The 14200-nt window shown below is 46.2% G+C and carries 7 protein-coding genes, 2 tRNA genes and 2 rRNA genes; all 11 read left to right on the top strand.

Annotated elements, in window-relative coordinates:
• The 11 genes from dnaA (at position 1) to NSU05_RS00055 (ending at position 14163) form a co-directional block, all read left to right on the top strand.
• On the top strand, positions 1–1341 hold the full coding sequence (dnaA, locus tag NSU05_RS00005) for a chromosomal replication initiator protein DnaA (protein ID WP_003242674.1): 1341 nt from the start codon (positions 1–3) through the stop codon (positions 1339–1341).
• A 188-nt stretch (positions 1342–1529) separates the two neighbouring features.
• Positions 1530–2666 carry a DNA polymerase III subunit beta gene (gene dnaN, locus NSU05_RS00010; protein ID WP_003226811.1) on the top strand — a complete coding sequence of 379 codons (1137 nt, stop codon included), beginning with the start codon at positions 1530–1532 and terminating at the stop codon, positions 2664–2666.
• 130 nt (positions 2667–2796) lie between these two features.
• A complete protein-coding gene (gene rlbA / locus NSU05_RS00015) occupies positions 2797–3012 on the top strand; it encodes a ribosome maturation protein RlbA (RefSeq protein WP_003226810.1) in 216 nt (71 codons plus the stop codon).
• A 15-nt stretch (positions 3013–3027) separates the two neighbouring features.
• Positions 3028–4140: a DNA replication/repair protein RecF gene (gene recF, locus NSU05_RS00020; RefSeq protein ID WP_038429975.1), complete on the top strand. Its 1113-nt coding sequence runs from the start codon at positions 3028–3030 to the stop codon at positions 4138–4140.
• 17 nt (positions 4141–4157) lie between these two features.
• On the top strand, positions 4158–4403 hold the full coding sequence (gene remB / locus NSU05_RS00025; protein WP_003219266.1) for an extracellular matrix regulator RemB: 246 nt from the start codon (positions 4158–4160) through the stop codon (positions 4401–4403).
• 54 nt (positions 4404–4457) lie between these two features.
• Positions 4458–6374, top strand: coding sequence for a DNA topoisomerase (ATP-hydrolyzing) subunit B (gene gyrB, locus NSU05_RS00030; protein WP_003226808.1), 1917 nt, complete (start codon positions 4458–4460; stop codon positions 6372–6374).
• 210 nt (positions 6375–6584) lie between these two features.
• The gene (gyrA, locus tag NSU05_RS00035; RefSeq protein WP_014475555.1) at positions 6585–9050 is read left to right on the top strand and encodes a DNA topoisomerase (ATP-hydrolyzing) subunit A; all 2466 of its coding nucleotides are present in this window, start codon (positions 6585–6587) and stop codon (positions 9048–9050) included.
• A 288-nt stretch (positions 9051–9338) separates the two neighbouring features.
• Positions 9339–10888 (top strand): 16S ribosomal RNA (locus NSU05_RS00040).
• Between the two features lie 102 nt (positions 10889–10990).
• Positions 10991–11067: transfer RNA gene (locus tag NSU05_RS00045), tRNA-Ile, on the top strand.
• Between the two features lie 11 nt (positions 11068–11078).
• Positions 11079–11154 (top strand) — tRNA-Ala (locus tag NSU05_RS00050).
• Between the two features lie 81 nt (positions 11155–11235).
• Positions 11236–14163 (top strand): 23S ribosomal RNA (locus NSU05_RS00055).
• Together the 16S and 23S rRNA genes with 2 tRNA genes alongside form the textbook arrangement of a ribosomal RNA operon.
• Positions 14164–14200 lie beyond the last annotated feature (37 nt).

A 14200-nucleotide genomic window follows, 5' to 3' on the forward strand; every position in this document is an offset into this window, starting at 1 on the left:
ATGGAAAATATATTAGACCTGTGGAACCAAGCCCTTGCTCAAATCGAAAAAAAGTTGAGCAAACCGAGTTTTGAGACTTGGATGAAGTCAACCAAAGCCCACTCACTGCAAGGCGATACATTAACAATCACGGCTCCCAATGAATTTGCCAGAGACTGGCTGGAGTCCAGATACTTGCATCTGATTGCAGATACTATATATGAATTAACCGGGGAAGAATTGAGCATTAAGTTTGTCATTCCTCAAAATCAAGATGTTGAGGACTTTATGCCGAAACCGCAAGTCAAAAAAGCGGTCAAAGAAGATACATCTGATTTTCCTCAAAATATGCTCAATCCAAAATATACTTTTGATACTTTTGTCATCGGATCTGGAAACCGATTTGCACACGCAGCTTCCCTCGCAGTAGCGGAAGCACCCGCGAAAGCTTACAACCCTTTATTTATCTATGGGGGCGTCGGCTTAGGGAAAACGCACTTAATGCATGCGATCGGCCATTATGTAATAGATCATAATCCTTCTGCCAAAGTGGTTTATCTGTCTTCTGAGAAATTTACAAACGAATTCATCAACTCTATCCGAGATAATAAAGCCGTCGACTTCCGCAATCGCTATCGAAATGTTGATGTGCTTTTGATAGATGATATTCAATTTTTAGCGGGGAAAGAACAAACCCAGGAAGAATTTTTCCATACATTTAACACATTGCACGAAGAAAGCAAACAAATCGTCATTTCAAGTGACCGGCCGCCAAAGGAAATTCCGACACTTGAGGACAGATTGCGCTCACGTTTTGAATGGGGACTTATTACAGATATCACACCGCCTGATCTAGAAACGAGAATTGCGATTTTAAGAAAAAAAGCCAAAGCAGAAGGCCTCGATATTCCGAACGAGGTTATGCTTTACATCGCGAATCAAATCGACAGCAATATTCGGGAACTCGAAGGAGCATTAATCAGAGTTGTCGCTTATTCATCTTTAATTAATAAAGATATTAATGCTGATCTAGCCGCTGAGGCGTTGAAAGATATTATTCCTTCCTCAAAACCGAAAGTCATTACGATAAAAGAAATTCAGAGGGTAGTAGGCCAGCAATTTAATATTAAACTCGAGGATTTCAAAGCAAAAAAACGGACAAAGTCAGTAGCTTTTCCGCGTCAAATCGCCATGTACTTATCAAGGGAAATGACTGATTCCTCTCTTCCTAAAATCGGTGAAGAGTTTGGAGGACGTGATCATACGACCGTTATTCATGCGCATGAAAAAATTTCAAAACTGCTGGCAGATGATGAACAGCTTCAGCAGCATGTAAAAGAAATTAAAGAACAGCTTAAATAGCAGGACCGGGGATCAATCGGGGAAAGTGTGAATAACTTTTCGGAAGTCATACACAGTCTGTCCACATGTGGATAGGCTGTGTTTCCTGTCTTTTTCACAACTTATCCACAAATCCACAGGCCCTACTATTACTTCTACTATTTTTTATAAATATATATATTAATACATTATCCGTTAGGAGGATAAAAATGAAATTCACGATTCAAAAAGATCGTCTTGTTGAAAGTGTCCAAGATGTATTAAAAGCAGTTTCATCCAGAACCACGATTCCCATTCTGACTGGTATTAAAATTGTTGCATCAGATGATGGAGTATCCTTTACAGGGAGTGACTCAGATATTTCTATTGAATCCTTCATTCCAAAAGAAGAAGGAGATAAAGAAATTGTCACTATTGAACAGCCCGGAAGCATCGTTTTACAGGCTCGCTTTTTTAGTGAAATTGTAAAAAAATTGCCGATGGCAACTGTAGAAATCGAAGTCCAAAATCAGTATTTGACGATTATCCGTTCTGGTAAAGCTGAATTTAATCTAAACGGACTGGATGCTGATGAGTATCCGCACTTGCCTCAGATTGAAGAGCATCATGCGATTCAGATCCCAACTGATTTGTTAAAAAATCTAATCAGACAAACAGTATTTGCAGTGTCCACCTCAGAAACACGCCCTATCTTGACAGGTGTAAACTGGAAAGTGGAGCAAAGTGAATTATTATGCACTGCAACGGATAGCCACCGTCTTGCATTAAGAAAGGCAAAACTTGATATTCCAGAAGACAGATCTTATAACGTCGTGATTCCGGGAAAAAGTTTAACTGAACTCAGCAAGATTTTAGATGACAACCAAGAACTTGTAGATATCGTCATCACAGAAACCCAAGTTCTGTTTAAAGCGAAAAACGTCTTATTCTTCTCACGGCTTCTGGACGGGAATTATCCAGACACAACCAGCCTGATTCCGCAAGACAGCAAAACAGAAATCATTGTGAACACAAAAGAATTCCTTCAGGCCATTGATCGTGCATCTCTTTTAGCTAGAGAGGGACGCAACAACGTTGTAAAACTGTCCGCAAAACCGGCTGAATCCATTGAAATTTCTTCCAATTCCCCGGAAATCGGTAAAGTTGTGGAAGCAATTGCTGCGGATCAAATTGAAGGTGAGGAATTAAATATCTCTTTTAGTCCAAAATATATGCTGGATGCACTAAAGGTGCTTGAAGGAGCAGAAATACGCGTAAGCTTTACAGGCGCAATGAGACCTTTCTTAATTCGCACACCGAATGATGAAACGATTGTACAGCTTATCCTCCCTGTCAGAACCTATTAATCCGATACACTGCTGCCGACCCGTCGGCAGCTTTTCTATTCGGTATCTGCTCCGACAAGTTTTCCCTTTCCCTAATTCGTTTTTTTTTAGTACAATTAGATATTAGTGATATTTGAAAGAGGTCGATATAATGGCAAATCCGATTTCAATTGATACAGAGATGATTACACTCGGACAATTCTTAAAATTAGCCGATGTGATTCAGTCTGGCGGTATGGCGAAGTGGTTTTTAAGCGAGCATGAAGTGCTTGTGAACGATGAGCCGGACAACCGCCGGGGCAGAAAGCTGTATGTTGGAGATGTGGTAGAGATTGAAGGATTTGGTTCATTTCAAGTCGTCAATTAAAGCGGGTGACACTGATTGTATATCCAGAACTTAGAACTGACATCTTACCGCAACTACGACCATGCTGAACTTCAATTTGAAAATAAAGTAAATGTGATCATCGGAGAAAACGCCCAGGGGAAGACAAACCTCATGGAGGCGATCTATGTCTTGTCCATGGCGAAATCGCACCGGACATCAAATGACAAAGAACTTATACGGTGGGACAAAGACTATGCTAAAATAGAGGGAAGAGTGATGAAGCAAAACGGGGCGATCCCGATGCAGCTCGTCATCTCCAAAAAGGGTAAAAAGGGCAAGGTCAATCATATTGAACAGCAAAAGCTCAGCCAGTATGTCGGGGCCCTCAACACCATTATGTTCGCGCCGGAAGATTTAAATCTTGTAAAGGGAAGCCCTCAAGTGAGAAGGCGGTTTCTTGACATGGAAATCGGACAGGTTTCTCCCGTCTACCTTCATGATCTTTCTCTTTACCAGAAAATCCTTTCCCAGCGGAATCATTTTTTGAAACAGCTGCAAACAAGAAAACATACTGACCGGACGATGCTCGATGTTCTGACCGATCAGCTTGTAGAAGTTGCAGCAAAAGTCGTCGTAAAACGCCTGCAGTTTACAGCACAGCTCGAGAAATGGGCGCAGCCCATCCATGCAGGCATCTCAAGAGGGCTTGAAGAACTTACCCTGAAATACCATACAGCTCTTGATGTATCAGATCCCCTAGATTTGTCGAAAATAGGAGATAGCTATCAAGAAGCGTTTTCTAAATTAAGAGAAAAAGAAATTGAGCGTGGTGTGACGCTGTCAGGGCCTCATCGCGATGATGTTCTTTTCTATGTGAACGGACGCGATGTGCAGACGTATGGTTCTCAAGGACAGCAGCGAACGACGGCGTTGTCCCTTAAGCTGGCGGAGATTGACCTGATCCATGAAGAAATCGGAGAATATCCCATTTTACTATTGGATGATGTACTGAGTGAACTGGATGATTATCGCCAGTCACACTTGCTTCATACGATCCAAGGCCGTGTACAAACGTTTGTCACAACGACAAGCGTTGATGGCATTGATCACGAAACCTTACGTCAAGCAGGAATGTTCCGTGTGCAAAATGGTGCGTTAGTGAAGTGAAGAAATGAGGTGAGCAATTGTATATTCATTTAGGTGATGACTTTGTGGTTTCAACACGAGATATTGTCGGCATTTTTGACTTTAAAGCCAACATGTCGCCTATTGTTGAAGAATTTCTGAAAAAACAGAAACACAAGGTGGTGCCTTCCGTAAACGGCACGCCCAAATCTATCGTAGTCACGGTTCAGAATATATATTACTCTCCCTTATCTTCCAGCACATTAAAAAAACGTGCGCAATTTATGTTTGAAATAGATTCTTAGAAATTTTTTATCACGAATATATCGTTTAGAAAAGTGTAGGTGAATGACGTGGCTATGGAACAGCAGCAAAACAGTTATGATGAAAATCAGATACAGGTACTAGAAGGATTGGAAGCTGTTCGTAAAAGACCGGGGATGTATATCGGTTCGACAAACAGCAAAGGCCTTCACCACCTGGTATGGGAAATTGTCGACAATAGTATTGACGAAGCCCTGGCCGGTTATTGTACGGATATCAATATCCAAATCGAAAAAGACAACAGTATCACGGTTGTAGATAATGGCCGCGGTATTCCAGTCGGTATTCATGAAAAAATGGGCCGTCCTGCGGTAGAAGTCATTATGACGGTGCTTCATGCCGGAGGAAAATTTGACGGAAGCGGCTATAAAGTATCCGGAGGATTACACGGTGTAGGTGCGTCGGTCGTAAACGCACTATCAACAGAGCTTGATGTGACGGTTCACCGTGACGGTAAAATTCACCGCCAAACCTATAAACGCGGAGTTCCGGTTACAGACCTTGAAATCATTGGCGAAACGGATCATACAGGAACGACGACACATTTTGTCCCGGACCCTGAAATTTTCTCGGAAACAACCGAGTATGATTACGATCTGCTTGCCAACCGCGTGCGTGAATTAGCCTTTTTAACAAAGGGCGTAAACATCACGATTGAAGATAAACGTGAAGGACAAGAGCGCAAAAATGAATACCATTACGAAGGCGGAATTAAAAGTTATGTAGAGTATTTAAACCGCTCTAAAGAGGTTGTCCATGAAGAGCCGATTTACATTGAAGGCGAAAAGGACGGCATTACGGTTGAAGTGGCTTTGCAATACAATGACAGCTACACAAGCAACATTTACTCGTTTACAAACAACATTAACACGTACGAAGGCGGTACCCATGAAGCTGGCTTCAAAACGGGCCTGACTCGTGTTATCAACGATTACGCCAGAAAAAAAGGGCTTATTAAAGAAAATGATCCAAACCTAAGCGGAGATGACGTAAGGGAAGGGCTGACAGCGATTATTTCAATCAAACACCCTGATCCGCAGTTTGAGGGCCAAACGAAAACAAAGCTGGGCAACTCAGAAGCACGGACGATCACCGATACGTTATTTTCTACGGCGATGGAAACATTTATGCTGGAAAATCCAGATGCAGCCAAAAAAATTGTCGATAAAGGCTTAATGGCGGCAAGAGCAAGAATGGCTGCGAAAAAAGCGCGTGAACTAACACGCCGTAAGAGTGCTTTGGAAATTTCAAACTTGCCCGGTAAGTTAGCGGACTGCTCTTCAAAAGATCCGAGCATTTCCGAGTTATATATCGTAGAGGGTGACTCTGCCGGAGGATCTGCTAAACAAGGACGCGACAGACATTTCCAAGCCATTTTGCCGCTTAGAGGTAAAATCCTAAACGTTGAAAAGGCCAGACTGGATAAAATTCTTTCTAACAACGAAGTTCGCTCTATGATCACAGCGCTCGGCACAGGCATTGGGGAAGACTTCAACCTTGAGAAAGCCCGTTACCACAAAGTTGTCATTATGACAGATGCCGATGTTGACGGCGCGCACATCAGAACACTTCTGTTAACGTTCTTTTACAGATATATGCGCCAAATTATCGAAAATGGCTACGTGTACATTGCGCAGCCGCCGCTCTACAAGGTTCAACAGGGGAAACGCGTTGAATATGCGTACAATGACAAGGAGCTTGAAGAGCTGTTAAAAACTCTTCCTCAAACGCCTAAGCCTGGACTGCAGCGTTACAAAGGTCTTGGTGAAATGAATGCCACCCAGCTATGGGAGACAACCATGGATCCTAGCTCCAGAACACTTCTTCAGGTAACTCTTGAAGATGCAATGGATGCGGACGAGACTTTTGAAATGCTTATGGGCGACAAGGTAGAACCGCGCCGAAACTTCATAGAAGCGAATGCGAGATACGTTAAAAATCTTGACATCTAATCATAAAAAGCCTTATTTCCAATAAGAAATAAGGCTTTTTTCTGAACAAGATCAGATGCAGCAATGCTTGCAGTACCTATATATTCTAGCAATTTAATGTGTATAATCATAAGTTTATTGATATAATGGAGAATAGTGAAATCGTATTGAAGGTCATAATGGACAATCTACTCCCACATATTTCATGTGATACTTCAGGGAGGTTTTTTAATGAGTGAACAAAACACACCACAAGTTCGTGAAATAAATATCAGTCAGGAAATGCGTACGTCCTTCTTGGATTATGCAATGAGCGTTATCGTGTCCCGTGCTCTTCCGGATGTTCGAGACGGTTTAAAACCGGTTCATAGACGGATTTTGTATGCAATGAATGATTTAGGCATGACAAGTGACAAGCCTTATAAAAAATCCGCGCGTATCGTTGGAGAAGTTATCGGGAAATACCACCCGCACGGTGATTCAGCGGTATATGAATCCATGGTCAGAATGGCTCAGGATTTCAACTACCGTTATATGCTCGTTGACGGTCACGGAAACTTCGGTTCTGTTGACGGAGACTCAGCGGCGGCCATGCGTTATACAGAAGCAAGAATGTCTAAAATCTCAATGGAGATTCTTCGCGACATCACAAAAGACACAATCGATTACCAGGATAACTATGACGGGTCAGAAAGAGAACCTGTCGTTATGCCTTCAAGGTTCCCGAATCTGCTCGTGAACGGTGCTGCCGGCATTGCGGTAGGTATGGCAACAAACATTCCTCCGCACCAGCTGGGAGAAATCATTGACGGTGTACTTGCTGTCAGTGAGAATCCGGACATTACCATTCCAGAGCTTATGGAAGTCATTCCAGGGCCTGATTTCCCGACCGCGGGTCAAATCTTGGGACGCAGCGGTATCCGGAAAGCATACGAATCAGGCCGAGGCTCTATCACGATTCGGGCAAAAGCTGAGATCGAACAAACATCTTCGGGTAAAGAAAGAATTATCGTTACAGAGTTACCTTACCAAGTAAATAAGGCGAAATTAATTGAGAAAATTGCCGATCTCGTAAGGGACAAAAAGATAGAGGGTATCACAGATCTGCGTGATGAGTCAGATCGTACAGGTATGAGAATTGTCATTGAAATCAGACGCGATGCCAATGCGAATGTCATCTTAAACAATCTGTACAAACAAACTGCTCTACAAACATCTTTTGGCATCAACCTGCTTGCACTTGTTGATGGCCAGCCGAAAGTTTTAACTCTTAAGCAATGCCTGGAGCATTACCTTGACCATCAAAAAGTTGTCATTAGACGCCGTACTGCTTATGAATTGCGTAAGGCAGAAGCGAGAGCTCATATCTTGGAAGGATTGAGAGTTGCACTGGATCATCTCGATGCAGTTATCTCCCTTATCCGTAATTCTCAAACGGCTGAAATTGCGAGAACAGGTTTAATTGAACAATTCTCACTGACAGAGAAGCAAGCACAAGCGATCCTTGATATGAGGCTCCAGCGTTTAACGGGACTGGAACGTGAAAAGATTGAAGAAGAATACCAATCTCTTGTTAAATTAATTGCAGAGCTTAAAGACATCTTGGCAAATGAATATAAAGTGCTTGAGATCATTCGTGAAGAACTCACGGAAATCAAAGAGCGTTTTAACGATGAAAGACGTACTGAGATTGTCACTTCTGGACTGGAGACAATTGAAGATGAAGATCTCATCGAGAGAGAAAATATCGTAGTTACTCTGACGCACAACGGATACGTCAAACGTCTTCCTGCATCAACTTACCGCAGTCAAAAACGAGGCGGAAAAGGTGTACAAGGTATGGGAACAAACGAAGATGATTTCGTTGAGCATTTGATCTCTACGTCAACTCATGACACGATTCTCTTCTTCTCGAACAAGGGGAAAGTGTATCGTGCAAAAGGGTATGAAATCCCTGAATACGGCAGAACTGCAAAAGGAATCCCGATTATTAACCTGCTGGAGGTAGAAAAGGGTGAGTGGATCAACGCGATTATTCCAGTCACGGAATTCAATGCGGAGCTTTACCTTTTCTTCACTACAAAGCATGGGGTTTCAAAACGAACATCGCTATCTCAATTCGCTAATATCCGCAACAATGGTCTAATCGCTCTAGGTCTTCGTGAAGATGATGAACTGATGGGTGTACGTCTGACTGACGGCACAAAACAAATCATCATTGGAACGAAAAACGGTTTACTGATCCGTTTCCCTGAAACAGATGTCCGGGAGATGGGAAGAACTGCGGCGGGCGTAAAAGGCATCACCCTGACGGATGACGACGTTGTTGTCGGCATGGAGATATTAGAGGAAGAATCACACGTCCTTATCGTAACTGAAAAAGGGTACGGAAAACGAACTCCGGCTGAAGAGTACAGAACCCAAAGCCGGGGCGGAAAAGGACTCAAAACAGCGAAAATCACCGAGAACAACGGTCAACTAGTAGCAGTGAAAGCTACTAAAGGTGAAGAGGATCTAATGATTATTACAGCTAGCGGCGTACTCATCAGAATGGACATCAATGATATCTCCATCACCGGACGTGTCACTCAAGGTGTGCGTCTCATCAGAATGGCAGAAGAAGAGCATGTTGCTACAGTAGCTTTAGTAGAGAAAAACGAAGAAGATGAGAATGAAGAAGAACAAGAAGAAGTGTGAGAAAAAGCGCAGCTGAAATAGCTGCGCTTTTTTGTGTCATAACCCTTTACAGTCATAAAAATTATGGTATAATCATTTCTGTTGTCTTTTTAAAGACACAAGCATGACCATTATGACTAGTAAAAACTTTTTTAAAAAAGTATTGACCTAGTTAACTAAAAATGTTACTATTAAGTAGTCGCTTCGAGAGAAGCACACAAAGTTCTTTGAAAACTAAACAAGACAAAACGTACCTGTTAATTCATTTTTATAAATCGCACAGCGATGTGCGTAGTCAGTCAAACTACTTTATCGGAGAGTTTGATCCTGGCTCAGGACGAACGCTGGCGGCGTGCCTAATACATGCAAGTCGAGCGGACAGATGGGAGCTTGCTCCCTGATGTTAGCGGCGGACGGGTGAGTAACACGTGGGTAACCTGCCTGTAAGACTGGGATAACTCCGGGAAACCGGGGCTAATACCGGATGGTTGTTTGAACCGCATGGTTCAAACATAAAAGGTGGCTTCGGCTACCACTTACAGATGGACCCGCGGCGCATTAGCTAGTTGGTGAGGTAACGGCTCACCAAGGCAACGATGCGTAGCCGACCTGAGAGGGTGATCGGCCACACTGGGACTGAGACACGGCCCAGACTCCTACGGGAGGCAGCAGTAGGGAATCTTCCGCAATGGACGAAAGTCTGACGGAGCAACGCCGCGTGAGTGATGAAGGTTTTCGGATCGTAAAGCTCTGTTGTTAGGGAAGAACAAGTACCGTTCGAATAGGGCGGTACCTTGACGGTACCTAACCAGAAAGCCACGGCTAACTACGTGCCAGCAGCCGCGGTAATACGTAGGTGGCAAGCGTTGTCCGGAATTATTGGGCGTAAAGGGCTCGCAGGCGGTTTCTTAAGTCTGATGTGAAAGCCCCCGGCTCAACCGGGGAGGGTCATTGGAAACTGGGGAACTTGAGTGCAGAAGAGGAGAGTGGAATTCCACGTGTAGCGGTGAAATGCGTAGAGATGTGGAGGAACACCAGTGGCGAAGGCGACTCTCTGGTCTGTAACTGACGCTGAGGAGCGAAAGCGTGGGGAGCGAACAGGATTAGATACCCTGGTAGTCCACGCCGTAAACGATGAGTGCTAAGTGTTAGGGGGTTTCCGCCCCTTAGTGCTGCAGCTAACGCATTAAGCACTCCGCCTGGGGAGTACGGTCGCAAGACTGAAACTCAAAGGAATTGACGGGGGCCCGCACAAGCGGTGGAGCATGTGGTTTAATTCGAAGCAACGCGAAGAACCTTACCAGGTCTTGACATCCTCTGACAATCCTAGAGATAGGACGTCCCCTTCGGGGGCAGAGTGACAGGTGGTGCATGGTTGTCGTCAGCTCGTGTCGTGAGATGTTGGGTTAAGTCCCGCAACGAGCGCAACCCTTGATCTTAGTTGCCAGCATTCAGTTGGGCACTCTAAGGTGACTGCCGGTGACAAACCGGAGGAAGGTGGGGATGACGTCAAATCATCATGCCCCTTATGACCTGGGCTACACACGTGCTACAATGGACAGAACAAAGGGCAGCGAAACCGCGAGGTTAAGCCAATCCCACAAATCTGTTCTCAGTTCGGATCGCAGTCTGCAACTCGACTGCGTGAAGCTGGAATCGCTAGTAATCGCGGATCAGCATGCCGCGGTGAATACGTTCCCGGGCCTTGTACACACCGCCCGTCACACCACGAGAGTTTGTAACACCCGAAGTCGGTGAGGTAACCTTTTAGGAGCCAGCCGCCGAAGGTGGGACAGATGATTGGGGTGAAGTCGTAACAAGGTAGCCGTATCGGAAGGTGCGGCTGGATCACCTCCTTTCTAAGGATATTATACGGAATATAAGACCTTGGGTCTTATAAACAGAACGTTCCCTGTCTTGTTTAGTTTTGAAGGAACTTTGTTCCTTGAATAAGTTAAGATGGGCCTGTAGCTCAGCTGGTTAGAGCGCACGCCTGATAAGCGTGAGGTCGGTGGTTCGAGTCCACTCAGGCCCACCATCTTATATAACGGGGCCTTAGCTCAGCTGGGAGAGCGCCTGCTTTGCACGCAGGAGGTCAGCGGTTCGATCCCGCTAGGCTCCACCAACGTGTTCTTTGAAAACTAGATAACAGTAGACATCACATTCAATTAGTAATACAAGATATCACATAGTGATTCTTTTTAACGGTTAAGTTAGAAAGGGCGCACGGTGGATGCCTTGGCACTAGGAGCCGATGAAGGACGGGACGAACACCGATATGCTTCGGGGAGCTGTAAGCAAGCTTTGATCCGGAGATTTCCGAATGGGGAAACCCACCACTCGTAATGGAGTGGTATCCATATCTGAATTCATAGGATATGAGAAGGCAGACCCGGGGAACTGAAACATCTAAGTACCCGGAGGAAGAGAAAGCAAATGCGATTCCCTGAGTAGCGGCGAGCGAAACGGGATTAGCCCAAACCAAGAGGCTTGCCTCTTGGGGTTGTAGGACACTCTGTACGGAGTTACAAAAGAACGAGGTAGATGAAGAGGTCTGGAAAGGCCCGCCATAGGAGGTAACAGCCCTGTAGTCAAAACTTCGTTCTCTCCTGAGTGGATCCTGAGTACGGCGGAACACGTGAAATTCCGTCGGAATCCGGGAGGACCATCTCCCAAGGCTAAATACTCCCTAGTGACCGATAGTGAACCAGTACCGTGAGGGAAAGGTGAAAAGCACCCCGGAAGGGGAGTGAAAGAGATCCTGAAACCGTGTGCCTACAAGTAGTCAGAGCCCGTTAACGGGTGATGGCGTGCCTTTTGTAGAATGAACCGGCGAGTTACGATCCCGTGCAAGGTTAAGCAGAAGATGCGGAGCCGCAGCGAAAGCGAGTCTGAATAGGGCGCATGAGTACGTGGTCGTAGACCCGAAACCAGGTGATCTACCCATGTCCAGGGTGAAGTTCAGGTAACACTGAATGGAGGCCCGAACCCACGCACGTTGAAAAGTGCGGGGATGAGGTGTGGGTAGGGGTGAAATGCCAATCGAACCTGGAGATAGCTGGTTCTCTCCGAAATAGCTTTAGGGCTAGCCTCAAGGTAAGAGTCTTGGAGGTAGAGCACTGATTGGACTAGGGGCCCCTACCGGGTTACCGAATTCAGTCAAACTCCGAATGCCAATGACTTATCCTTGGGAGTCAGACTGCGAGTGATAAGATCCGTAGTCGAAAGGGAAACAGCCCAGACCGCCAGCTAAGGTCCCAAAGTATACGTTAAGTGGAAAAGGATGTGGAGTTGCTTAGACAACCAGGATGTTGGCTTAGAAGCAGCCACCATTTAAAGAGTGCGTAATAGCTCACTGGTCGAGTGACTCTGCGCCGAAAATGTACCGGGGCTAAACGTATCACCGAAGCTGCGGACTGTTCTTCGAACAGTGGTAGGAGAGCGTTCTAAGGGCTGTGAAGCCAGACCGGAAGGACTGGTGGAGCGCTTAGAAGTGAGAATGCCGGTATGAGTAGCGAAAGAGGGGTGAGAATCCCCTCCACCGAATGCCTAAGGTTTCCTGAGGAAGGCTCGTCCGCTCAGGGTTAGTCGGGACCTAAGCCGAGGCCGAAAGGCGTAGGCGATGGACAACAGGTTGATATTCCTGTACCACCTCCTCACCATTTGAGCAATGGGGGGACGCAGGAGGATAGGGTAAGCGCGGTATTGGATATCCGCGTCCAAGCAGTTAGGCTGGGAAATAGGCAAATCCGTTTCCCATAAGGCTGAGCTGTGATGGCGAGCGAAATATAGTAGCGAAGTTCCTGATTCCACACTGCCAAGAAAAGCCTCTAGCGAGGTGAGAGGTGCCCGTACCGCAAACCGACACAGGTAGGCGAGGAGAGAATCCTAAGGTGATCGAGAGAACTCTCGTTAAGGAACTCGGCAAAATGACCCCGTAACTTCGGGAGAAGGGGTGCTCTGTTAGGGTGCAAGCCCGAGAGAGCCGCAGTGAATAGGCCCAGGCGACTGTTTAGCAAAAACACAGGTCTCTGCGAAGCCGTAAGGCGAAGTATAGGGGCTGACGCCTGCCCGGTGCTGGAAGGTTAAGAGGAGCGCTTAGCGTAAGCGAAGGTGCGAATTGAAGCCCCAGTAAACGGCGGCCGTAACTATAACGGTCCTAAGGTAGCGAAATTCCTTGTCGGGTAAGTTCCGACCCGCACGAAAGGCGCAACGATCTGGGCACTGTCTCAACGAGAGACTCGGTGAAATTATAGTACCTGTGAAGATGCAGGTTACCCGCGACAGGACGGAAAGACCCCGTGGAGCTTTACTGCAGCCTGATATTGAATGTTGGTACAGCTTGTACAGGATAGGTAGGAGCCTTGGAAACCGGAGCGCCAGCTTCGGTGGAGGCATCGGTGGGATACTACCCTGGCTGTATTGACCTTCTAACCCGCCGCCCTTATCGGGCGGGGAGACAGTGTCAGGTGGGCAGTTTGACTGGGGCGGTCGCCTCCTAAAAGGTAACGGAGGCGCCCAAAGGTTCCCTCAGAATGGTTGGAAATCATTCGCAGAGTGTAAAGGCACAAGGGAGCTTGACTGCGAGACCTACAAGTCGAGCAGGGACGAAAGTCGGGCTTAGTGATCCGGTGGTTCCGCATGGAAGGGCCATCGCTCAACGGATAAAAGCTACCCCGGGGATAACAGGCTTATCTCCCCCAAGAGTCCACATCGACGGGGAGGTTTGGCACCTCGATGTCGGCTCATCGCATCCTGGGGCTGTAGTCGGTCCCAAGGGTTGGGCTGTTCGCCCATTAAAGCGGTACGCGAGCTGGGTTCAGAACGTCGTGAGACAGTTCGGTCCCTATCCGTCGCGGGCGCAGGAAATTTGAGAGGAGCTGTCCTTAGTACGAGAGGACCGGGATGGACGCACCGCTGGTGTACCAGTTGTTCTGCCAAGGGCATCGCTGGGTAGCTATGTGCGGACGGGATAAGTGCTGAAAGCATCTAAGCATGAAGCCCCCCTCAAGATGAGATTTCCCATTCCGCAAGGAAGTAAGATCCCTGAAAGATGATCAGGTTGATAGGTCTGAGGTGGAAGTGTGGCGACACATGGAGCTGACAGATACTAATCGATCGAGGACTTAACCATATTTTTGAATGATGTCACACCTGTTATCTAGTTTTGA

It is taken from the genome of Bacillus sp. EU52 (genome assembly GCF_037964975.1).
In the GTDB taxonomy this organism is placed as follows: Bacteria; Bacillota; Bacilli; order Bacillales; family Bacillaceae; genus Bacillus; species Bacillus subtilis.

Coding starts and splice junctions, on each gene's coding strand:
- dnaA (WP_003242674.1), top strand. CDS start 1: ATGGAAAATATATTAGACCTGTGGAACCAAGCCCTTGCTCAAATCGAA.
- dnaN (WP_003226811.1), top strand. CDS start 1,530: ATGAAATTCACGATTCAAAAAGATCGTCTTGTTGAAAGTGTCCAAGAT.
- rlbA (WP_003226810.1), top strand. CDS start 2,797: ATGGCAAATCCGATTTCAATTGATACAGAGATGATTACACTCGGACAA.
- gyrB (WP_003226808.1), top strand. CDS start 4,458: ATGGAACAGCAGCAAAACAGTTATGATGAAAATCAGATACAGGTACTA.
- gyrA (WP_014475555.1), top strand. CDS start 6,585: ATGAGTGAACAAAACACACCACAAGTTCGTGAAATAAATATCAGTCAG.